Below are 20,548 nucleotides of genomic sequence, written 5' to 3'. Positions count from 1 at the left end.
GGCAGCTTCAGAAAAACGCCTGTAGCCCGGTTTGTGCACGGCCCAAGATCAGGGCGTGCACGTCGTGGGTGCCTTCGTAGGTGTTCACGGTTTCCAAGTTCATCATATGCCTAATAACTTGAAATTCCTCGGAAATACCGTTGCCACCATGCATGTCGCGGGCCTGCCGGGCGATATCCAGGGCCTTGCCGCAATTGTTGCGCTTGATCAGCGAAATCATTTCGGGGGCCGCGTTGGCCTCATCCATCAAACGGCCAGTCCTTAACGCCGCCTGAAGGCCCAGTGCGATCTCTGTTTGCATATCGGCAAGCTTTTTCTGGTAAAGCTGTGTTTGCGCCAGCGGCCGGCGGAATTGTTGCCGGTCCAAACCGTATTGTCGGGCGGCGTGCCAGCAGAATTCGGCGGCGCCCATGACACCCCAGGCGATGCCATAGCGCGCGCGGTTCAGACATCCGAAAGGACCTTTGAGGCCCTGCACATTGGGCAGGAGCGCGTCCTCGCCCACCTCGACGCCATTCATCGCGATTTCCCCGGTGATCGAGGCGCGAAGGCTTTGTTTTCCTTGAATTTTCGGTGCGCTGAGGCCCTTCATGCCCTTTTCGAGAACAAAGCCGCGAATCTTGCCATCATGCGAATCGGACTTGGCCCAGATGACGAAAACATCGGCAATGGGCGAATTGGAAATCCACATCTTGGAGCCGGTGATTCGATAGCCGCCGTCGATCTTTTCAGCGCGGGTTTTCATGCCCGCAGGGTCCGATCCGGCATCGGGTTCGGTCAGGCCGAAACAGCCGATCAATTCGCCTTTTGCCAATCCTGGCAGGTACTTAGCACGCTGGTCTTCACTGCCGTAGGCATAGATCGGGTACATGACCAACGAGGATTGAACGCTCATCATCGAGCGATAGCCGGAATCGACGCGCTCGATCTCGCGGGCGACAAGGCCGTAGCTGACGTAACCGGTTGATAAACCGCCATATTCCTCGGGGATCGTGGTGCCCAAAAGACCCATTTCACCCATCTCGCGGAAAATCTCGGGGTCGGTCGTTTCCTCGGCATAGGCGCGGATCACACGCGGCTGAAGATTTTCTTGCGCGAAAGTGCGGGCGCTTTGGGCGATCATGCGCTCTTCTTCAAGCAATTGATTTTCAAGGTAAAATGGATCGGCCCAATCGAATGACCCAAGATCGGGCCTGTCTTTCGGGGCGAGTTTCGGGGCGTCGAGGCTCATATGTCTTGCTCCATATGCAAAAATTGCGTGTTTCCTGTACGGTATCTTAAGTTTGCAGTAATAAATATCGCCAATTCTGCAATCATTAATGAGGAAACCGCATACATGCCCCCTGCCCGCCGCTTCCTGCCTTCCACCACCGCGTTGCGCGCGCTGGAGGCACTTGACCGTCTGGGCAGCGCCACCGCGGCAGCCGAGGAACTGAACCTCAGCCAAAGCGCGGTCAGCCGCCAGTTGCAGACGCTGGAAAGCCAGCTGGGTGTAGAGATGATCATCCGCGAAGGGCGGCGCATCTGGCTGACACCCGAGGCGCGCGACTATGCCGCCGAGGTGCGCGGCGCCTTGCAGAAAATCAGCCAGGCCTCGATGAAACTGGCCGTGAACCCGGCGGGCGGCAGCCTTGACCTGGCCATTCTGCCCACCTTCGGGATGCGCTGGCTGGTGCCGCGCCTGGCCGATTTCGCGCGCCGGCATCCAGAGGTGACGATCAACCTGTCAACGCGGCTCAAGCCGTTTAACTTTGCCACGGAAGCCTTTGATGCGGCTATACATTTCGGGCAGGCCGATTGGCCCGGCACGCAGGCCATGCGCCTGAAATCCGAGTCGGTGGTGGCGGTCTGCGCGCCCGAATTGCGCCGCGATTACAGCCCCGGCGAACCGAAAGACCTGCTGCGCCTGCCGCTTTTGCATATCGAAACCCGGCCCGAGGCCTGGCCCGCGTGGTTTGCCGCCCACGGCATCGAGGGCGTGCAAGTGACCGGCACGATCTATGACCAGTTTTCGACCATCACGCAGGCGGCGCTGCATGGTTTGGGGGTGGCCTTGCTGCCGGACTATCTGGCCGAACAGGACTTGGCCACCGGCCGCCTTGTGCGCGCCTGGGGCGGGGCCACGCAAACCCCCGGCGCCTATCACCTTGTCTGGCCGGTGGAGAAATCACGCGATCCGGCCCTGGCCAAGTTTCGCGACTGGTTGGCGACACAGACCGAGGACGAAGACCCCTTGCCCCGGTAAGCGCATTATTCTTGGGGGCTTTGCCCCCGCCGCCCTTCGGGCGCCTCCCCCAGGGTATTTGGCCCAAGAAAAAACCATTCCCCGGCTTTTTCTTGGTCAAAGCGTTTCGCGAAACGCAGTGCTCCGCTCAATCGTTGCACGCGTTCCGCCTTTAGCTGATGCATCAGGTTAAAGGCGGAACGCTTTAAATACCCATTGTCGGGCGGGTGGCGGTCAGGGCACCGGTCGGGATTGCGAAAATGTCATAAGCTAGCCTGTATTGCTTATGCGATTTGCGTCACGGGGCAAACAGGTGCCTGTTTTGTACAAGTTGTACGTTTCCCCCCCGATTTTCGTACAAAACGTACAAGTCTTGGAGGAAACCCGTCACCCCAGGGCATAGCCAGCGCCGCGCACGGTGCGCAGGGGGTCGGCCCCGCCGTGTTTGCTGAGCGCCTTGCGCAGGCGGCCGATGTGCACATCGACGGTGCGGGTATCGACATAGATATCGCGCCCCCAGACGCGATCGAGCAATTGTTCGCGGCTCCAGACCCGGCCGGGTTTTTCCATGAAGGTGGACAGCAGGCGAAATTCGGTTGGGCCGAGTTTGAGGTCCTTGCCGTCGCGGGTGACGCGGTGGGTTTCGGAGTCGAGCACGATGTCTTCGTATTCCAGGCGTTCGCCCACGGTGCTGGGCCGTGTGCGGCGCAGTTGGGCGCGCACACGCGCCATGAGTTCGACCACCGAATAGGGTTTGACCACGTAGTCGTCCGCGCCCGTCTCAAGCCCGCGGACACGGTCCACTTCCTCGGAGCGGGCCGAAAGCATGATGATCGGCACCCCACGCGTGTCGGAGCGGGTCTTGAGCTGGCGGCAGACCTCGATCCCCGAGACATTGGGCAGCATCCAGTCGAGCACGATGAGATCGGGCGCGCCTTCGTCCACCAGCATCAGGGCCTCCTCGCCGTTTTCGGCACGGGACACCTGAAACCCTTCGGCCTCAAGGTTATAGGCCAGCACTTCGCGTTGGGCCGGTTCATCCTCGACAAGCAGGACGGTGGGTTGATCGGAGGCCATGATGCGCGTTCCTGAGTTTTAGTCTTTGGGTTCCGAGTATTCCGGGTTGACCGAGGTTTTGTCGCTCTTGGGGCGGTTTTCCTCGGGCATCTCCCCGGTCACCAGGTAGATCACCTGTTCGCTGATCGAAGTAACGTGATCGCCCATGCGTTCGGTGTTCTTTGCGATGAAATGCAGGTGCATGCAGGGGGTGATGTTGCGCGGGTCTTCCATCATGAAGGTGACGAATTCGCGGAACAGCGCATTGTACATCTGATCCACGTCGTGGTCGCGGTGCATCACGTCGTGGGCCAGGTCGGCGTCGCGTTGGATATAGGCATCCAGCACGTCGCGCAGCATGCGTTCGACTTCCCTTGCCATGCGGCGCAGGGCGGCGGTGGCGCCGCTGATTTGCGGCATACCCGACAGAACGGTGGTGCGTTTGGCCATGTTCTTGGCATAATCGCCGATCCGTTCGAGGTTGCCCGAGATCTTGATCACCGAGAGGATCAGCCGCAGGTCGATCGCGGTGGGCGCGCGCAGGGCGATGACGCGCGCGGCTTCTTCGTTGATCTGTTCTTCGAGGGTGTCGATGGCCCGGTCGCGTTTGCGGACCTCTTCGGCCAGTTCCTCGTCGCGTTTTTCAAGCGCCGTGGCGGCGTTGAGGATGGCCTCTTCGACCAGCCCGCCCATTTTCATGATCTGGGCCTGGATGGTTTCGAGATCGCGATCGAAGGCCGAGGCGATGTGTTGGTCACTCATTGTCTTGGATCCTTAAACCTTAGCCGATCCGGCCGGTGATGTAATTCTGGGTGCGTTCGTCTTGCGGGTTCTGGAAAATCTGCCCGGTTTCGCCGAATTCCACGAGGTTGCCCAGGTGGAAGAAGGCGGTTTTCTGGCTGACGCGGGCGGCCTGTTGCATGGAGTGGGTCACGATGACGACCGAGTAGTCCTGCCGCAGCTCGTCGATCAGTTCTTCGACCTGTGCGGTGGCGATCGGGTCAAGCGCCGAGCAGGGTTCGTCCATCAGCAGCACTTCGGGTTCGGTGGCCACGGCGCGGGCGATGCACAGCCGCTGTTGCTGGCCGCCCGAGAGGCCGGTGCCCGGGGCATCGAGGCGGTCTTTCACCTCGTCCCAGATGGCGCCGCGGCGCAGGGCCTTTTCGACGATCTCGTCGAGTTGTGCCTTGTTCTTGGCCATGCCGTGGATTTTCGGGCCGTAGGCGACATTGTCGTAGATCGACTTGGGAAACGGGTTGGGTTTCTGGAAGACCATGCCCACCTTGGCGCGCAGTTGCACCGGGTCGACGCGCTTGTCGTAGATGTCTTCGCCGTCGAGGTGGATATCGCCTTCGACGCGGCAGACGTCGATGGTGTCGTTCATCCGGTTGAGGCAGCGCAGGAAGGTCGACTTGCCGCAGCCCGAGGGGCCGATGAAGGCGGTCACGGTTTTGTCTTCGATGTCCACGTCCACGTCTTTGATGGCGTGGGTGTCACCGTAGTAGACCTGCACCTTGCGGGCGGCGAATTTAATGTCGTCTTGGGCCACGGTTCTCTCCAGGTTGGGTGCGTCGTACATGGGGTTGGTCCCTCGGATTACCAGCGACGCTCGAAGCGGCGGCGCAGGATGATGGCGATGATATTCATGGTGAGCAGGAAGGCCAGCAGGATGATGATCCCGCCCCAGGCTTTCTCGTAGAAGCTGGCGTCGGCGCGGGCGGCCCATGTGTAGATCTGGGCGGGCATGGCCGAGTTGGCCTCGGTGAAGCCGGCCATGATGCCGTCGGGGTAGCCGCGGGCGACAAAGCCCACCATGCCGATTAGCAGCAGCGGCGCGGTTTCGCCCAAAGCCTGCGCCAGACCGATGATCGTGCCGGTCAGGATACCGGGCATGGCCAGCGGCAGGACGTGGTGAAAGACCGCCTGCATTTTCGAGGCCCCTACCCCAAGCGCCGCGTCACGGATCGAGGGCGGCACGGCCTTGAGCGAGGCGCGGGTCGAGATGATGATCGTCGGCAGGGTCATCAGGGTCAGCACCAGCCCCCCCACCAGCGGCGCGGATTGCGGCAGGTGCATGAACTGGATGAAGACGGCCAGGCCAAGGATACCGAAGACAATCGAGGGCACGGCGGCGAGGTTCGAGATATTCACCTCGATCAGGTCGGTGAACTTGTTCTGCGGGGCGAATTCCTCAAGGTAGATCGAGGCGGCGACACCGATGGGCAGTGACAGGGCCAGCACCACCAGCATCATGAAGAACGAGCCGATGACCGAGGCCCCGAGCCCGGCCCCGCCGGGGTTGTCCACGCCGGCGTCGGTGCCGGTGATGAAGGTCCAGTTGAAAGCGTTACGGATGATCCCGGCCTCTTCCAGGGCATCGACCAGATCAAGATCGGTCTTCATCAGGAAGCGGCTGTCTTCGATGCTGTCGCGGGTCAGGTCGCCGTTCAGGTAACGATCCACGCGCGAGGACGCGGCCAATTGAAACGAGACCGCCTTGCCCACCTGATCGGGGTTGTCCGCGTAAAAGCTGCGCAGGTCGCCGCCGATTTTGCCCATCAGGCGTTCGATGGCGGCATTGTCGACCTCGACCTGCATGCCGCGTTCATCAAGCTGCCCCTTGAGCGCATTGATAAAGGCGGTTTGATAGGCCTTGGTCTTGAAAAGCTGGCTTTCGGCCTCTTGCAGTTGCGCGGCGCTGAGGGTGAATTCCACGTCAACCACGGTCCGGGTGAAGGCCGGCGCGCCCGAGCGGACGATGGAGACCGCAAGCACCACGAGGAAGAACAGGCCAACAAGGATCGCGGCGATGCCATAGCCCTTGAAGCGGGCCTCGGCGCGGTTGCGGCGGACGGTGCGCGCGTTTTGAGTGTGCAGGGAGCCCTTGCGCGGGGCCTCCGATGGATTGAGCGATGCGTCGGTCATTCGTACTGCTCCCGGTATTTGCGCACGATGTAGAGGGCGAGGACGTTGAGGCCCAAGGTGATGACGAACAGGGTCATGCCGAGGGCGAAGGCGACAAGCGCCTCGGGGCTGGCGAAATCGGCATCGCCCGTCAGCTGCGAGACGATCTTGGCGGTTACCGTGGTCATCGCCTCGAAGGGGTTGAGGCTGAGCTTGGCGGCGGCCCCTGCCCCCAGCACCACGATCATGGTTTCACCGATGGCACGCGAGGCAGCCAGCAGGATCGCCCCCACGATGCCCGGCAGAGCGGCAGGCATGACCACCTGCCGGATGGTTTCCGACCTGGTTGCGCCAAGCCCGTAAGAGCCATCGCGCATCGCCTGTGGCACGGCGTTGATGATGTCATCCGAAAGCGAGCTGACGAAGGGGATAAGCATGATCCCCATGACCAGACCGGCGGTCATCACGGCGGTCCCGGCCTGCATCCAGTCAAGGCCATCGCGGCCAAAGATCGTAAGAAGAAGCGGGCCAACCGTCAGCAGGGCGAAAAGACCGTAAACGATGGTCGGGATACCGGCCAGAACCTCGAGCATCGGCTTGGCAAAGGCGCGCACCCGGGGGCTGGCGTATTCCGAGAGGTAGATCGCCGAGAACAGCCCGATGGGTACGGCCACGGCCAGCGCCACGATGGAGATATAGAATGTCCCCCAGAGCAAGGGCAGAACGCCCAGGTCCGAACTTCCGCCCCGCCCCGAGAAGCTGGGTGCCCAGCTTGTGCCGGTGAAGAAATCCCACGCCGGGTAAAGCCGGAAGAATTCGATGGTGTTGAAGACAAGGCTTAGGATGATGCCGATGGTGGTCAGGATCGCGATGGAGGCCGCGCCGACAAGGATGGCGCGAATGCTGTGTTCCACCACGTTGCGGGCGCGGAAATCGAAATGCGCTTCCTTGAGGCCCCAAAGCGCGCCCAACACGGCCAGAACCAGCGCGGCGATGGTCATGTAAAGGTTGCCCGCGGCATTCATCACGCGGAACCGCTGTGCGGCGTTAAGAATGGGCTGTGTCACTTCGGAGGTGACGATCTGACCCGCATCCTTGAGGCGTTGGGTCACATCGGTGATATCGGCCCGCAGATCGCGGGCAAAATTCTCGGTCATGATGCCTTCGGCAACGGCATTGTCGAGGCCTTCGGCGGTGCGGCGCACCTCGGCCATGACAAGCCCACGCGAGGAGTTGTCGGCGACCGCGCGATCGGGGATCATCGACGACACGGTCGAGCCCACGTAAAGCGGCTGTGCCAAAAGCCAGACGATGATCAGCAGGAACGCCGGTACCGCGGCCTTCAAAGCGACATTCCAGCCGTAATAAGAGGGCAAAGAGTGCAGTTTGCGGTTATCGCCGCCCGCACTGGCCAAGCTGCGCTGCCGCCCAAGGGCAAAGCCCCCCGCCGCAATCGCAAGCACGATCATGATAAGCCAAAACAGTGGCATGTGCCCCCCGATGTTTTGTGATGTTCAAAAGGTCCAAAAAGGAAAAGGGGGCGGCGGAATATGCCGCCCCCTGACAGCAATCGGATGGATTACATGCCTTCGCCCATGGTCACTTCGTCAGCGACAGCGGCCTGGGTGTCGGCCAGTTCCGGGTCAGCCACGAGGCCGTAGTTCGACAGCGGGCCACCGGGGCCAGCGATCTCGTCAGCGACGAAGAACTGTGCGTATTCTTTCAGGCCGGGAATGACGCCGATGTGAGCTTTCTTCACGTAGAAGAACAGCGGGCGCGAAACCGGGTACTCGCCCGAGGCGATGGTTTCGGTCGAAGGTGCAACACCGCCCATGGTGGCAACCTTCAGCTTGTCGGTGTTGTTCTCGTAGAACGCCAAGCCGAACACGCCGATGCCGTTGGTGTTGGCGTCGATGCGGGCAAGGGTTTCGGTGTAGTCGCCGTCGATATCGACCGACTTGCCGCCGTCCTGGCGCACGTCGAGGCAGGCATCTTCGGCCGCGTCTTCGTCCATGCCGCTTTCCATCATGGCGTCCATGGCGCCGGTGTCTTCGCAGCCTTTCAGAAGAACCTTGTCTTCAAAGACTTCGCGGGTGCCGTGCTTGGTGCCGGGGATGAACATGGCGATCTCGGCATCGGGCAGATCGCTGTTGAACTCGGCCCAGGTGTTGTGCGGGTTGTCGACCAGTTCGCCGTCTTTCAGGACGGTGGCGCCGATGGCGTTGAAGATGTCCGACGGTTGGAAGGCCTTGAACTCGGGGCCCGACTGCTGGCTGGCAAAGACGATCCCGTCATAGCCGATGCGCACTTGGATGATGTCGGTCACGCCGTTTTCGGCACAGGCCTTGATTTCCTTTTCGCGGATGGCGCGCGAGGCGTTGGCCACGTCGATGGTGTTCTCGCCGACGCCTTCGCAGAAGCGCTTGAGGCCCGCCGAGGAGCCGCCCGATTCGACAACCGGGGTCGGGAAGTCGGTGTTGTCGCCAAACAGCTCGGCCACGATCGAGGCGTAGGGCAGAACGGTGGACGACCCGGCGACCTGCACGTTGTCACGGGCAAAAGCGGCGGTGGTGGAGAGCGCTGCGATGGCAGTCGCCGACGCGGTGAGTTTCAGAAAGGACATGTAGAGCTCCTGAGTTTTTCTGGTTTCAGCCATCGCGTTCGATGGCCTCGCCTTGCCTGCTAGGCGCGTTACGCGACCCTTTTGTTAAAGTTTTGTAACGGTTTCATGACAGCCCGGCGGATGGCCCGAAAACCCAAGAAAACATAGGGTGTAGACAAATAAGAAATTTGTCCGGTTCTGCCCGTGGCAAGGCGGGGTCAGGCGTTTGTGACAAGCCGCGGTAGAATCACGCGGAATGTGCTGCCCTGCCCCGGTTCTGATTCGATGCGCAGGCGCCCGCGATGGCGGCTGATGATGTGTTTGACGATGGCAAGGCCCAGCCCCGTGCCGCCCATTTCGCGCGACCGGTGACTATCCACACGGTAAAAGCGTTCGGTCAGGCGCGGAATGTGCAGCGGATCGATTCCCGGCCCTTCATCGCGCACCTCGACCACGGCACCGGGGCCGCGCAGGGATGGCGCGTGATCGGAAAGCCGCAAGGTGACATGCACGGTTTTCCCGGACCCGCCGTACTTGATGGCGTTCTCGATAAGGTTGGTGAACACCTGCCGGATCTGATCGTCGTCGGCGGGGATGGTCACGACCTCCCCGGGCAGGGTCAGGGCGATCTCGACATCTGCCTCATCGGCCAGCGGGCGGATGGAATGCGCCACCGATTGCAGCACCGTGCCCAGGTCAAGCGGATCGGTCGGGCGGACCCGTTCATCGGCCTCGACCCGGCTGAGCGACAAGAGATCCTTGACCAGCCGCTCCATCCGTGCGGCCTCGCCGGCCATGATGCCAAGAAACCGCTCAACCGCCGCCGCATCGCCCTTGGCCGGGCCTTGCAGGGTTTCGATAAACCCCATCAGCGCGGTCAGCGGCGTGCGCAATTCATGGCTGACGTTGGCCACGAAATCGCGGCGCATCTGGCTGGCGGTCTCGAAATGGGTGACATCCTCGAAACAGACCAGGACACCGCTGCCCAGGTCGGTCTGCACCTTCGAGCAGGTCACGTTGAAGGTGGTGTCCTGATCCCCGTCGCTGCCCAGATAGCGCGCGGTGCGCTGGCCGCGTTCGCGCAGGGTGGTCTCGATCGCGTCCAGCACATTGGGCTGGCGAATGGCGGTGATGAAATGCCGCCCCACGATCCCCCGGCCCAGCAGGGTCAGCGCCGCCTCGTTGGCGCCCAGTATCCGCTCGCCCCGCCCGATCAGCACCGAGGGCAGCGGAATGGCCTGCAACAGCGCGGGGATGGTCGAGTGATCCATCGCCCGTTAAATCGCCTGCAACCCGTCGCGGAAGCGGCGCATGTTTTCCTGGTAATGCAGGGCCGAGGCGCGAAGGCCCGCAATGGCCTTTTCGTCCAGTTCGCGCACCACCTTGCCCGGCGCGCCCATCACGAGGCTGCCGTCGGGTATTTCCTTGCCTTCGGTCACCAGGGCCCCGGCCCCGATCAGGCAGTTCTTGCCGATCTTGGCGCCGTTCAGAACGGTGGCCCCCATGCCGATCAGGGTGTTCTCGCCAAGCGTGCAGCCATGCAGCATGGCCTTGTGCCCAATGGTACAGCCCGCCCCGATCACCAGGGGATAGCCCATATCGGTATGCATCACGGTGTTTTCCTGCACGTTGGTCCCGGCACCGATCACGATCTCTTCGTTATCGCCTCGCAGGGTGGAGCCGAACCAGACCGAGGCCGCCTCCTCGATCACCACCTTGCCGATCAGGTTGGCATCGGGGGCAATCCACGTGTCGCGGGCGATTTTCGGGCTATGGCCATCCAGCATGTAAAGGGTCATTGGGTCTCCTCGAACTCGGAATGCAGGGCTTTGACATGGGCATTCAGCCCCGGTTGTTGCAAACGCTTCAGGCGCGCCGCCTCGACGATGGTTTTCAGCCGTTTATCGGTTTGCTCAAGATCGTCATTGACCAGAACATAGTCATATTCCGCCCAATGGCTGATCTCGTCCCAGCTTTTGCGCATCCGCTTGGCGATCACATCGTCGCTGTCCTGCCCGCGCGTGACCAGCCGCCGGTGCAATTCGCGGATCGAGGGCGGCAGGATGAAAATTGACAGCGTGTGTTGCCCCAGCGCCGAGTTCTGAATCTGCTGCGCGCCCTGCCAGTCGATGTCAAACAGCACATCCTTGCCGCTATTGATCGCCTCCTCCACGGGCCCGCGCGGCGAGCCATAGAAATTGCCGAAGACATGGGCGTGTTCCAACATGCCGCTATCGGCCACCTGCCGCTGGAATTCGGCCTGGCTCATGAAATGGTAATCCTTGCCGTCCACCTCGCCCTCGCGCGGGGTTCGGGTGGTGGCCGAGACCGAGAAACTGAGCGAGGGGTCCCAATCGCGCAACCGCCGGGTCAGGGTGGATTTGCCCGCCCCCGACGGGGAACTGAGAATGATCAAAAGCCCACGGCGCGTCATCTTTAGTTATCTTTCCTACTTCTTCTTTTTCCAAATATCCCGGGGGTCCGGGGATAGAACCCCCGGGGCGGAACACTGGCCGGTTATTCCACGTTCTGTACCTGCTCGCGCATCTGGTCGATCACGGCCTTGAGGTCGAGGCCCAGGCTTGTCAGCCCCGCGTTCTGCGCCTTGGAGCACAATGTATTGGCCTCACGATTAAACTCTTGTGACAGAAAGTCGATTTTCCGCCCGATGGGAGAGCCTTGGGCCAACAAATCGCGCGCGGCCTGCACATGGGCGCGCAGGCGGTCGATTTCCTCGGTCACATCGGCCTTCACGGCAATCAGCGCCAGTTCCTGTGCCACGCGCGACTCGTCGGCGCCGTCTGCATTTTCCATCACGCGCATCAGCGCCGCGCGGGTGGCCTTTTGCATTTCAGGCTGCCGGGCCTCGGCGGCTTTCGCAGCCTCTTCAGTCAGCGTGGCGATCTGGTTCAACTGGTCGCTCAACACGTCATTCAGCGCGGCACCTTCGGCCTCGCGCATCTCCAGGAAGGCCGACAGCAGGCTTTCGAAGTCGTCCATGAGGGCGGTTTTCAGGGCCGTTGTATCCTGTTCCCCTGCCCCGCTATCCAGCACGCCGCGCAGGCCAAGGATATCCGCCGCCGTCGCCGGCGCCAGCGACAGGCCACGGTCCATTGCCTGTGCCTCGACTTCGGCCATGGCGACCAGCACGTCGTGCAACTGCCCGGGGTTGAGCGCCAAGCGCCCGGTCTGATCCTCGGCCTGGATCCGCAGGTTGAGGTTGACGTTGCCGCGCGACAGGGTCTTTCCGAGGCGGGCGCGCAAAGCGGCCTCAAGCCCCTCGATCCAATCGGGCAGGCGCAGGCGCAGGTCCAGCCCCTTGCCGTTCACGCTGCGCAATTCCCATGTCCAGCGATAGCCCTCGGTCGCGCCCTTGGCGCTGGCAAATGCGGTCATTGATCTGAGCATGTTTCCTCCGGCGGGCAGGGTTTGAGCTGTCCTAGTGGGTCTGATGCAGGCTGGCAAGCCTTGGAGCCGTTAACCAATTTCGTGGAAACTTTAATAAATTCCGACCGACTCGTGGCAAACAGGTGTCAGGCCAAGACGGGCCTTTGGTGGGCTGCGTGATGGATGACGGGGGTGAGTCGATGTTGGATGATGTGAAAGAAAAACTGCGCGCCCTGCATGGCGGGGGTCCGCTGCGCCGCGCCCCGGTGGTGGATCGCCGCGCGGACCTGGCCGCGTTTCAGGCCTATTGGGCGGCGCAATGCCCAAAGGGGGATATCCCGCGCCGGTCGCAGATTGATCCCCGCGGAATCGAGGCGCTTTTATCCCATGCCTTCGTCGGTGAGCGGATCGCGCCGGGGATGGCGCGCTTGCGGATCGCGGGCATGCATTTGTCGGATGTGATGGGCATGGAGGTGCGGGCGATGCCGCTGTCCTGCCTGATCGCGCCCTCGGATCGAGATCGTTTTTCCGATGCCATGGTTGACCTCTTCGACCGGCCCGCGCGGGTGGAAGTGACGCTTGAGGCCGAGGGCGGTTTGGGCCGTCCTGCCTTGACCGGGCGGATGCTGTTGTTGCCGCTGCGCAGCGATCTGGGCGATATCAGCCGCGCCTTGGGCTGTCTTGTCACCCAAGGCCCGATTGGCCGCGCGCCGCGCCGGTTTCGAATTGCCGCGATCGAGCGTTGCCCGATCGGGGCCGAAGGCATGCCCGCCATCACACCGGCGGCGCCCCCTTCGCCGAGGACCATACCGCACCCGGCCGAGCGGCCCTACCTGCGGGTGGTGAAGTAAAAAAGGCCGCGCAACTGGCGCGGCCTTTGATTGCATCCTTCGGGCGGGGGTCAGCCCACCTGCGCCGCCGTCTCGCGGCTGCTGCGCAGGTTTGACAGTTCCTCGGCCACCAGGAAGGCCAGTTCCAACGATTGGCTGGCATTGAGGCGCGGGTCGCAGGCGGTGTGGTAGCGATCGGAAAGGCTTTCCTCGCTCACCGCGCGCATGCCGCCGGTGCATTCGGTGACGTCCTGCCCGGTCATTTCGAAATGCACACCGCCCGGTGTCGTGCCTTCGGCGCGGTGAACGGCGAAGAAATCCTGCACCTCGCGCAGCACGCTGTCGAAGGGTCGCGTCTTGTAGCCGGTGGCGGATTTGATGGTGTTGCCGTGCATCGGGTCGCAGACCCAGACCACGTTGGCCCCTTCCTCTTCCACCGCCCGGACGAGGCGCGGCAGGTTATCGCCGACCTTGCCCGCACCGAAGCGCGCGATCAGGGTCAGGCGACCGGCCTCGTTCTCGGGGTTCAGCGTGGCCATCAGCCGCTTGAGGTCATCGCTTTCCATGCTCGGCCCGCATTTGAGGCCGATGGGGTTCAGGACGCCGCGGGCAAATTCGACATGCGCGCCATCGGGTTGCCGGGTGCGGTCGCCGATCCAGATCATGTGGCCCGACCCCGCCAGCCAATTGCCCGAGGTGGAATCGAGGCGGCAAAGCGCCTCTTCGTATTCCAGCAGCAGGGACTCGTGGCTGGTGTAGAAATCGACCGATTGCAGGGTGTGGGCCTGATCGCTTTCGATGCCGGCGGCCTTCATGAAATCCAGCGTGTCGGTGATCCGGTTGGCCAGGTCGCGGTAGCGTTCGGCCTTTTCGCCCTCGGTGAAGCCGAGCGTCCACTGGTGGACCTGATGCACATCGGCATAGCCGCCCGTCGAAAAGGCGCGCAAAAGGTTCAGCGTGGCCGCGGCCTGCGTGTAGGCCTGCAGCATCTTTTCAGGGTTCGGGATGCGCGCCTCGGGGGTGAAATCCAACTCGTTGATGATATCGCCCCGGTAGCTGGGCAGTTCCACGCCATCGACGGTTTCCGTCGGCGCGCTGCGCGGCTTGGCGAATTGGCCGGCCATGCGGCCCACTTTCACCACCGGCACCTTGGCCCCGTAGGTCAGGACCATGGCCATTTGCAGCATCACCTTGAAGGTATCGCGGATGGCATCGGCGCTGAATTGATCGAAGGCCTCGGCGCAATCGCCGCCCTGAAGCAGGAAAGCCTCGCCGCGCGAGGCCGCGCCCAGTTGGCGTTTCAGCTTGCGCGCCTCACCGGCAAAAACCAGCGGAGGATAATGCGACAGGCGGCTTTCCACCTGCGCCAGCGCGGCTGCATCGGTGTATTCCGGCATCTGAACGCGCGGTTTCTTGCGCCAGTCGGACTTCTGCCAGTTGCTCATTGTCATTCTCCGCTTAAAGACAGTCGAAATGTGTCTATACTAAACCAAAACACAAGAGACCATATGCGGAGCGCCCCGTTTTTCGCGTTTTTCTGCCTTGACCCTTGCCAATGCGGGGTGTTCGTGAAACAGGCTTTACGTTGGGGACGGTGCCGGTCCACGGTCGGGAGTAGCGAGAAATGGCCACGCAGACATCGAAAGTTGAGGTTGAGGCGACGGGCGCGCCCAAGCGCTTTGTCTTCGTTCTGCTTGAGAATTTCACCTTGCTCAGCTTTGCCTCGGCGGTCGACAGCCTGCGGATTGCCAATCGCATGGCGGGGCAAACCCTGTACGAATGGTTTATCACCGGCGATTCCGATGACGAAGGCATGGTCTCATGCTCCAGCGGGTCACGGTTCAAGGTGGATGGCCCGTTGAGCGAGTTGAACCGCGATGACGTGGTTTTGCTTTGCGGCGGGGCCAACGTGCAAAGCGCCACGACCAAGAAACTCTTGAACTGGATTCGGCGCGAGGCACGGCGCGGCCTGCGATTGGGCGGATTGTGCACGGCGGCCTATACGCTGGCCCGTGCGGGGCTTCTGGACGGCAAGCGCGCAACGATCCATTGGGAAAATCACGACAGTTTCACCGAGGAATTCGACGAGGTCGATTTGACCAAGTCGGTTTTCGTGGTGGATGGCAACCGGATGACGACCGCCGGCGGCACCTCGTCCATCGACCTGATGCTGAAGCTGATCGCCGACGACCATGGCGAGAAACTGGCCAATGCGGTGGCCGACCAGTTGATCTATTCCTCGATCCGCACCGATCAGGACACGCAACGCCTGTCGGTGCCCACGCGGATCGGCGTACGCCACCCGAAGTTGAGCCAGGTCATCCAGATGATGGAGGCCAATATCGAAGAGCCGATCAGCCCTTCGATCCTTGCCAAGGAAGTCGGCATGTCGACCAGGCAGCTGGAGCGGCTGTTCCGGCGGTACCTGAACCGCTCGCCCAAGCGCTATTACATGGAGTTACGCCTGCAAAAGGCGCGCAACCTGTTGATGCAGACCGACATGACGGTGATCAACGTGGCGCTGGCCTGTGGCTTTGCCTCGCCCTCGCATTTCTCGAAATGCTACCGCGCGCATTACAACACAACACCCTACCGCGAGCGCGGCGCGCAGGCGGCGCGGCTTTCGGTGTGAAACGGTTGATTTTTCGCCCAAAATCAGGGAAGTAGCCTCGCAAAATGTTGAAGCTAGAGGGGCAGGTCATGACGCCGCCGTGCGGCCTGTATTTTTTCGGCTAGGTCTGCAAGTCTTTCACTCAGGTGATCTTCGTCGTGGCAATGCTCTTTTCTTCTTAAGCTCAAATCCGAAAACTCTTCCCCAAATTTATTGAGCAAGGACTCGCCAAGGCCTTCTGTGCTAATGGATCGGCGATACAAACCTTCAATGACATTCACTTTGCCTTCCGGCGAGATAGTTTTGAAGCTTTCTTTCTCCAGACCAGCGACACTCTCCCGGATTTTGGCAAGGTCCCCATAAAATTCCACGACATCCCGAATAAGTCCGTTGGGAAGGTCGCTTAGCCTTGCCAAGTTGGTCGAGTATACAATCGTGTGACTTGCATCGGAAATATGCGGAATTAGACCGTTATTTCGCTGAAATGCCTTAATAAGAACAGACGTGGCGATTGTTGACTCGTTAAATCGGTGCAAGTCCGCTGTATTGAAGTCGATTTCCGCGAATAGTGCCCTGATATAGCTTTGGGTTGCGCGCTGTGACTTTCGATGTTCCCGGGTAAGATCCCATAGCTGCGAGGCCCCGAAGACAAACAGGGCCGACAAGCCGGTGAAGGTAACAAAGGATCCATCCATCCCATACATCTACCGACACACCTTTGGGCGGTAAAGCCTGATAGGGACACAGCTATCAGGGTGATGACATCCTATAAAGCGCGCCCTGCCCTTCGGACAGGAACCAGATGGCACCATCGGGGCCTTGGATAACGTCGCGCACGCGCAGGGTTTCGGGCGATTCCAGGCGTTCGACCTCGCGCAGCGGGTCACCGGAAAGCCTTGAAATATAGTCGAATTTCAGCGACCCGATGAAGGCATCACCGCGCCAGTCGGAAAACTCTTTGCCATCGTGGAACATCATGCCCGAAGGCGCGATGGAAGGGTCCCAGTAATGCACGGGTTGTTGCATGCCGGGTTTTGACGTGCCTTCGCCGATCTTGCCCCCCGAATAGTGACGACCGTAGGAAATCACGGGCCAGCCATAGTTTGCCCCCTTGGAAATGCGGTTCACCTCGTCCCCGCCGCGGGCGCCGTGTTCAACGACGTAAAGCCGGCCCGAGGGATCAAGCGCGGCACCTTGCGGATTGCGGTGACCGTAGGACCAGATTTCAGGTCGCGCGCCTTGAGTGGAGGTGAAGGGGTTGTCGGCAGGCACGCTGCCATCGCGGTTGAGCCGCAGCACCGAGCCGTTTTCGCGGCCAAGATCCTGTGCCGAGGGCCGGTCGCCCCTGTCGCCGACCGTCAGGAAAATCTTGCCATCCGGGGCCTCGACCAGCCGCGAGCCGAAATGCCGCCCGCCCGAGGAGCCGGGGGTAAGTTCCCACAGGATGCGCCAATCGGTCAGGCGGAGGTTATCGGGCGCCAGCGTGGCGCGGGCCAGTGCCGTGCCGGCCCCGCCCTGTTGCGGTTTGGACAGGGTGAACAGCAGTTCGCGCGTCTGGGCGAAATCGCGCGGCACAAGGATATCGAGCAATCCCCCCTGCCCGCGCGCCGCAACCTGGCCCAGGCCCTGTATGGTGCGGGCCTGACCGTTCCCGAGGATCAGCAGCCGCCCGTTGCGTTCCGTGATCAGAACCTGCCCGTCGGGCAAGGTATCGACGGCCCATGGCGTATCGAGGCCGGTGACGATGGGGCTGATTTCCAGTGGGCCGGCGCTGCTGTCCATGGCTTGCGCCACGGGGGCAAGGCCGAAAGACAAGGCGATCAGGGTAAGAAAGCGGCGCATGGGATCCTCCGGGTAAACATATGACTAAGATGGGGCCGGGGTGACCCCGGGTCAAATCCCGTCTGGGCGGATTGGTGCCTGAAACCGCTTGCCTTTTGCGATGTAACCCATACCCTCGCCGACGGAAAATCGTTTCACAGGGAGGTAAACTGATGAAAACACTTCTGACTGCAACAGCGACCGCGGCGCTTTTGGCCGGGGCGGCCCATGCCGACGATCACGAAGTCAAGCTGGGCATTATCCTTGGCTTCACCGGCCCGATTGAATCGCTGACACCGCATATGGCGGCAGGTGCCGAAATGGCGATGAGCGAAGTGAGTGACAGCGGCAAGTTGCTGGACGGGATGACCGTGGTGCCGGTGCGCGCCGACAGTACCTGCATCGACGCAGGCGCCGCGAGTGCCGCCGCCGAACGCCTGATCACCTCGGAAGGGGTCAAGGGGATTATGGGCGCGGATTGCTCGGGGGTGACCGGTGCGGTCCTGTCGAACGTGGCGGTGCCGAACGGGGTTGTCATGGTGTCGCCTTCGGCCACCTCGCCGGCGCTGTCGAGCGTCGAGGATAACGGGCTGTTCTTCCGCACCGCGCCGTCGGATGCGCGCCAGGGCGAGATCATGGCCACGATCCTGATGGAGCGTGGCATGGAAGAAGTGGCGCTGACCTATACCAACAACGACTATGGCAAGGGGCTGGCCGACAGTTTCGCCACGGCCTTCGAGGACAAGGGCGGCACGGTGACCATCAACACCGCCCACGAGGACGGCAAGGCCGACTATTCGGCGGAAGTGGGCGCCATGGCCTCGGCGGGGGGCGATCTTCTGGTCGTGGCCGGTTACGTCGATCAGGGCGGCAGCGGTGTTGTGCGCTCGGCGCTGGACACCGGCGCCTTCGATACCTTCCACTTCCCCGACGGCATGATCGGCACGGCGCTGGAAGAGAACTTCGGCGATGCGCTTGACGGATCGAGCGGGCAGCTTCCCGGCACCGACAGCCCCGGCGGCGATAAATTCGTCGAACTGGCCGGCGACAGCTTCGATGCGACATCGACCTTCGCGCCCGAAAGCTATGACGCGGCGGCGCTGATCATGTTGGCGATGCAGGCCGCAGGGTCGGTGGAGTCGGGCGATTACAAGGATCATGTCATGGACGTGGCCAATGCGCCGGGCGAAAAGATCTATCCCGGGGACCTGGGCAAGGCGCTTGAGATCATCGCCGGTGGCGGTGACGTGGATTACGTGGGCGCCACCGCGGTGGAACTGATCGGCCCGGGTGAATCGGCGGGCAACTACCGCGAGATCATCTTCGAAGACGGCAAGATGGAAACCGTCAAATACCGTTGATCTGGCGCCATCGCCAAGGTAACGAACGGCCCCGTGAGATGCGCGGGGCCGTTCCAACAAGAAGAAACGGCCACGACAAGGGCCGTTTTGGGGGATAGACTGCCATGATCGTCGTTGAGGACCTGCACAAGCATTTCGGCGGGTTTCACGCCGTTGACGGCGCAAACCTGGGCATTCGCGAAGGCACGATCACCGGGTTGATCGGCCCCAATGGCGCGGGCAAGACGACCCTGTTCAACGTGATTGCCGGGGATTTGCCGCCCACCTCGGGGCGGGTCACCATGGCGGGCGAGGATATCACCGGCCTGCCGCCACATGAGCTGTTTCACAAGGGGCTTTTGCGGACATTCCAGATTGCCCATGAGTTCACATCGATGACCTGCCGCGAGAACCTGATGACGGTGCCGGGCGGGCAATCGGGTGAGCGGCTCTGGAACACATGGTTCGGGCGCAAGCGGATTGCCGATGAGGAACGCGCACTGCGCGCCAAGGCCGACGAGGTGCTGGAGTTCCTGACCATCGAACATCTGGCCGATCACCCCGCCGGGGCCGTTTCGGGCGGTCAGAAGAAATTGCTGGAACTGGGCCGCACCATGATGGTGGATGCGCGGATTGTCTTCCTGGACGAGGTGGGCGCGGGCGTGAACCGGACGCTTTTGCGCACCATCGGCGATGCCATCCAGCAATTGAACCGCGAACGCGGCTATACCTTCGTGGTGATCGAACACGACATGGATTTCATCGGGCGGCTGTGCGACCCGGTGATCTGCATGGCCGAAGGCAAGGTTCTGGCCGAGGGGACGCTGGAGGAGATCAAGGCCAACGAGGCGGTGATCGAGGCCTACCTGGGCACCGGGTTGAAGAACAAGGAACAGGTGGGCGCGTGACGGGTTTGATCCAAAGGCGTGGCTGCGCCACCCAGGGTGTTATGCGTTCAGGCCACGCAGGCCTTGGGGGCGCTGCCCCCCACGTTGAAAATCTGCGATTTTCAACGCTCCCCCCGGGGTACTTGGACCAAGAAAAAGGGGCTGCGGCATGAGTGATCCTTTCCTGATCGGCGAGGCCATGACCGGCGGGTATGGCCGTGGGGGGCCTGATATCCTGCATGACTGCACAATTGCCGTGGATCGCGGCGAGGTTGCCGTGATCGTCGGGCCGAATGGGGCGGGCAAATCCACCGCGATGAAGGCGGTTTTCGGCATGCTGGATCTGCGGCGGGGCCAGGTGCGCTTGGATGGGCAGGAGATCACCGCGCTCAGCCCGCAGGAGCGGGTGCGCCATGGCATGGGGTTCGTGCCGCAAACGCACAATATCTTCACCTCGATGACGGTGGAAGAGAACCTTGAGATGGGCGCCTTCATCCGCAACGATGACATATCGGGGACCATGGAGCAGGTGTTCGAGTTGTTCCCGATCTTGCGCGACAAGCGGGATCAGGCGGCAGGTGAGCTTTCGGGCGGGCAGCGCCAACAAGTGGCGGTGGGCCGCGCGCTGATGACCCGGCCCAAGGTCTTGATGCTGGATGAGCCGACGGCCGGGGTGAGCCCCATCGTGATGGACGAGCTTTTTGACCGGATCATCGAGGTGGCGCGAACCGGCTTGCCGGTGCTGATGGTCGAACAGAACGCGCGCCAAGCGCTGGAGATTGCCGACAAGGGCTATGTTCTGGTGCAGGGACGCAATGCGCATACGGGATCGGGCAAGGAATTGCTGGCCGACCCTGAAGTGCGCCGGTCGTTTCTTGGCGGTTGA

At 61.9% G+C, this 20,548-nt stretch carries 20 protein-coding genes; 6 read left to right on the top strand and 14 right to left on the bottom strand.

What is annotated here, in order from left to right:
* Window positions 1-7 precede the first annotated feature (7 nt).
* A complete protein-coding gene (locus RBB32_RS01375) occupies window positions 8-1,231 on the bottom strand; it encodes an acyl-CoA dehydrogenase (RefSeq protein WP_306150879.1) in 1,224 nt (407 codons plus the stop codon).
* A gap of 105 nt (window positions 1,232-1,336) precedes the next feature.
* Here RBB32_RS01375 and RBB32_RS01370 point away from each other — a divergent pair, with 105 nt between their 5' ends.
* Window positions 1,337-2,245 carry a LysR family transcriptional regulator gene (locus tag RBB32_RS01370; RefSeq protein ID WP_306150878.1) on the top strand — a complete coding sequence of 303 codons (909 nt, stop codon included), beginning with the start codon at window positions 1,337-1,339 and terminating at the stop codon, window positions 2,243-2,245.
* 366 nt (window positions 2,246-2,611) lie between these two features.
* Here RBB32_RS01370 and phoB read toward each other — a convergent pair whose 3' ends face one another.
* The 10 genes from phoB to RBB32_RS01320 all read right to left on the bottom strand — a co-directional run bounded on the left by phoB (window position 2,612) and on the right by RBB32_RS01320 (window position 12,194).
* Window positions 2,612-3,301, bottom strand: a complete 690-nt coding sequence (gene phoB, locus RBB32_RS01365) for a phosphate regulon transcriptional regulator PhoB (RefSeq protein WP_306150877.1) — start codon at window positions 3,299-3,301, stop codon at window positions 2,612-2,614.
* 18 nt (window positions 3,302-3,319) lie between these two features.
* On the bottom strand, window positions 3,320-4,042 hold the full coding sequence (phoU, locus tag RBB32_RS01360; protein WP_306150876.1) for a phosphate signaling complex protein PhoU: 723 nt from the start codon (window positions 4,040-4,042) through the stop codon (window positions 3,320-3,322).
* A 19-nt stretch (window positions 4,043-4,061) separates the two neighbouring features.
* A complete protein-coding gene (gene pstB / locus RBB32_RS01355) occupies window positions 4,062-4,859 on the bottom strand; it encodes a phosphate ABC transporter ATP-binding protein PstB (RefSeq protein WP_306150875.1) in 798 nt (265 codons plus the stop codon).
* A gap of 17 nt (window positions 4,860-4,876) precedes the next feature.
* Window positions 4,877-6,205, bottom strand: coding sequence for a phosphate ABC transporter permease PstA (gene pstA / locus RBB32_RS01350; protein WP_306150874.1), 1,329 nt, complete (start codon window positions 6,203-6,205; stop codon window positions 4,877-4,879).
* Entirely contained in the window at window positions 6,202-7,674 is a 1,473-nt protein-coding gene (gene pstC / locus RBB32_RS01345; RefSeq protein WP_306150873.1) for a phosphate ABC transporter permease subunit PstC, read from the bottom strand. The genes pstA and pstC overlap by 4 nt, the downstream gene beginning before the upstream one ends.
* An 89-nt stretch (window positions 7,675-7,763) precedes the next feature.
* Window positions 7,764-8,807, bottom strand: coding sequence for a substrate-binding domain-containing protein (locus RBB32_RS01340; protein ID WP_306150872.1), 1,044 nt, complete (start codon window positions 8,805-8,807; stop codon window positions 7,764-7,766).
* A gap of 197 nt (window positions 8,808-9,004) precedes the next feature.
* Window positions 9,005-10,057: an ATP-binding protein gene (locus RBB32_RS01335; RefSeq protein WP_306150871.1), complete on the bottom strand. Its 1,053-nt coding sequence runs from the start codon at window positions 10,055-10,057 to the stop codon at window positions 9,005-9,007.
* A gap of 6 nt (window positions 10,058-10,063) precedes the next feature.
* Window positions 10,064-10,585: a gamma carbonic anhydrase family protein gene (locus RBB32_RS01330; RefSeq protein WP_306150870.1), complete on the bottom strand. Its 522-nt coding sequence runs from the start codon at window positions 10,583-10,585 to the stop codon at window positions 10,064-10,066.
* Window positions 10,582-11,220, bottom strand: coding sequence for a guanylate kinase (gmk, locus tag RBB32_RS01325; RefSeq protein WP_306150869.1), 639 nt, complete (start codon window positions 11,218-11,220; stop codon window positions 10,582-10,584). The genes RBB32_RS01330 and gmk overlap by 4 nt, the downstream gene beginning before the upstream one ends.
* Window positions 11,221-11,303: 83 nt before the next feature.
* Window positions 11,304-12,194 carry a YicC/YloC family endoribonuclease gene (locus RBB32_RS01320; RefSeq protein WP_306150868.1) on the bottom strand — a complete coding sequence of 297 codons (891 nt, stop codon included), beginning with the start codon at window positions 12,192-12,194 and terminating at the stop codon, window positions 11,304-11,306.
* Between the two features lie 158 nt (window positions 12,195-12,352).
* Between RBB32_RS01320 and RBB32_RS01315 the strand changes: the two genes are divergently transcribed.
* Entirely contained in the window at window positions 12,353-13,024 is a 672-nt protein-coding gene (locus RBB32_RS01315; RefSeq protein WP_306150867.1) for a PAS domain-containing protein, read from the top strand.
* A gap of 50 nt (window positions 13,025-13,074) precedes the next feature.
* Here RBB32_RS01315 and RBB32_RS01310 read toward each other — a convergent pair whose 3' ends face one another.
* On the bottom strand, window positions 13,075-14,448 hold the full coding sequence (locus tag RBB32_RS01310) for a class II 3-deoxy-7-phosphoheptulonate synthase (protein ID WP_306150866.1): 1,374 nt from the start codon (window positions 14,446-14,448) through the stop codon (window positions 13,075-13,077).
* Window positions 14,449-14,627: 179 nt separating this feature from the next.
* On the opposite strand from RBB32_RS01310, the gene RBB32_RS01305 reads away from it, so the two are divergent.
* Entirely contained in the window at window positions 14,628-15,635 is a 1,008-nt protein-coding gene (locus RBB32_RS01305) for a GlxA family transcriptional regulator (protein ID WP_306150865.1), read from the top strand.
* A 53-nt stretch (window positions 15,636-15,688) separates the two neighbouring features.
* Here the strand turns inward: RBB32_RS01305 and RBB32_RS01300 are convergent, their stop codons facing one another.
* On the bottom strand, window positions 15,689-16,309 hold the full coding sequence (locus tag RBB32_RS01300) for a hypothetical protein (protein ID WP_306150864.1): 621 nt from the start codon (window positions 16,307-16,309) through the stop codon (window positions 15,689-15,691).
* Window positions 16,310-16,364: 55 nt separating this feature from the next.
* Window positions 16,365-17,456, bottom strand: a complete 1,092-nt coding sequence (locus RBB32_RS01295) for a PQQ-dependent sugar dehydrogenase (protein ID WP_306150863.1) — start codon at window positions 17,454-17,456, stop codon at window positions 16,365-16,367.
* Window positions 17,457-17,608: 152 nt separating this feature from the next.
* Here RBB32_RS01295 and RBB32_RS01290 point away from each other — a divergent pair, with 152 nt between their 5' ends.
* From RBB32_RS01290 to RBB32_RS01280, 3 genes are all read left to right on the top strand, one after another.
* Window positions 17,609-18,796 carry an ABC transporter substrate-binding protein gene (locus RBB32_RS01290; RefSeq protein ID WP_306150862.1) on the top strand — a complete coding sequence of 396 codons (1,188 nt, stop codon included), beginning with the start codon at window positions 17,609-17,611 and terminating at the stop codon, window positions 18,794-18,796.
* A 104-nt stretch (window positions 18,797-18,900) separates the two neighbouring features.
* Window positions 18,901-19,683 (top strand): ABC transporter ATP-binding protein, encoded by a 783-nt coding sequence (locus RBB32_RS01285; RefSeq protein WP_306150861.1) that lies wholly within the window; start codon window positions 18,901-18,903, stop codon window positions 19,681-19,683.
* 148 nt (window positions 19,684-19,831) lie between these two features.
* The gene (locus tag RBB32_RS01280; RefSeq protein ID WP_306150860.1) at window positions 19,832-20,548 is read left to right on the top strand and encodes an ABC transporter ATP-binding protein; all 717 of its coding nucleotides are present in this window, start codon (window positions 19,832-19,834) and stop codon (window positions 20,546-20,548) included.

It is taken from the genome of Roseovarius sp. MMSF_3281 (assembly GCF_030733685.1).
GTDB lineage: Bacteria > Pseudomonadota > Alphaproteobacteria > Rhodobacterales > Rhodobacteraceae > Roseovarius.
This window is presented reverse-complemented; position numbering and strand designations above follow the sequence as displayed.

Coding starts and splice junctions, on each gene's coding strand:
- RBB32_RS01370 (WP_306150878.1), top strand. CDS start 1,337: ATGCCCCCTGCCCGCCGCTTCCTGCCTTCCACCACCGCGTTGCGCGCG.
- RBB32_RS01340 (WP_306150872.1), bottom strand. CDS start 8,807: ATGTCCTTTCTGAAACTCACCGCGTCGGCGACTGCCATCGCAGCGCTC.
- pstB (WP_306150875.1), bottom strand. CDS start 4,859: ATGTACGACGCACCCAACCTGGAGAGAACCGTGGCCCAAGACGACATT.
- RBB32_RS01290 (WP_306150862.1), top strand. CDS start 17,609: ATGAAAACACTTCTGACTGCAACAGCGACCGCGGCGCTTTTGGCCGGG.
- gmk (WP_306150869.1), bottom strand. CDS start 11,220: ATGACGCGCCGTGGGCTTTTGATCATTCTCAGTTCCCCGTCGGGGGCG.
- RBB32_RS01285 (WP_306150861.1), top strand. CDS start 18,901: ATGATCGTCGTTGAGGACCTGCACAAGCATTTCGGCGGGTTTCACGCC.
- RBB32_RS01305 (WP_306150865.1), top strand. CDS start 14,628: ATGGCCACGCAGACATCGAAAGTTGAGGTTGAGGCGACGGGCGCGCCC.
- RBB32_RS01375 (WP_306150879.1), bottom strand. CDS start 1,231: ATGAGCCTCGACGCCCCGAAACTCGCCCCGAAAGACAGGCCCGATCTT.
- RBB32_RS01300 (WP_306150864.1), bottom strand. CDS start 16,309: ATGGATGGATCCTTTGTTACCTTCACCGGCTTGTCGGCCCTGTTTGTC.
- RBB32_RS01310 (WP_306150866.1), bottom strand. CDS start 14,448: ATGAGCAACTGGCAGAAGTCCGACTGGCGCAAGAAACCGCGCGTTCAG.
- phoU (WP_306150876.1), bottom strand. CDS start 4,042: ATGAGTGACCAACACATCGCCTCGGCCTTCGATCGCGATCTCGAAACC.
- RBB32_RS01295 (WP_306150863.1), bottom strand. CDS start 17,456: ATGCGCCGCTTTCTTACCCTGATCGCCTTGTCTTTCGGCCTTGCCCCC.
- RBB32_RS01330 (WP_306150870.1), bottom strand. CDS start 10,585: ATGACCCTTTACATGCTGGATGGCCATAGCCCGAAAATCGCCCGCGAC.
- RBB32_RS01280 (WP_306150860.1), top strand. CDS start 19,832: ATGAGTGATCCTTTCCTGATCGGCGAGGCCATGACCGGCGGGTATGGC.
- pstC (WP_306150873.1), bottom strand. CDS start 7,674: ATGCCACTGTTTTGGCTTATCATGATCGTGCTTGCGATTGCGGCGGGG.
- RBB32_RS01320 (WP_306150868.1), bottom strand. CDS start 12,194: ATGCTCAGATCAATGACCGCATTTGCCAGCGCCAAGGGCGCGACCGAG.
- RBB32_RS01315 (WP_306150867.1), top strand. CDS start 12,353: ATGGATGACGGGGGTGAGTCGATGTTGGATGATGTGAAAGAAAAACTG.
- phoB (WP_306150877.1), bottom strand. CDS start 3,301: ATGGCCTCCGATCAACCCACCGTCCTGCTTGTCGAGGATGAACCGGCC.
- RBB32_RS01335 (WP_306150871.1), bottom strand. CDS start 10,057: ATGGATCACTCGACCATCCCCGCGCTGTTGCAGGCCATTCCGCTGCCC.
- pstA (WP_306150874.1), bottom strand. CDS start 6,205: ATGACCGACGCATCGCTCAATCCATCGGAGGCCCCGCGCAAGGGCTCC.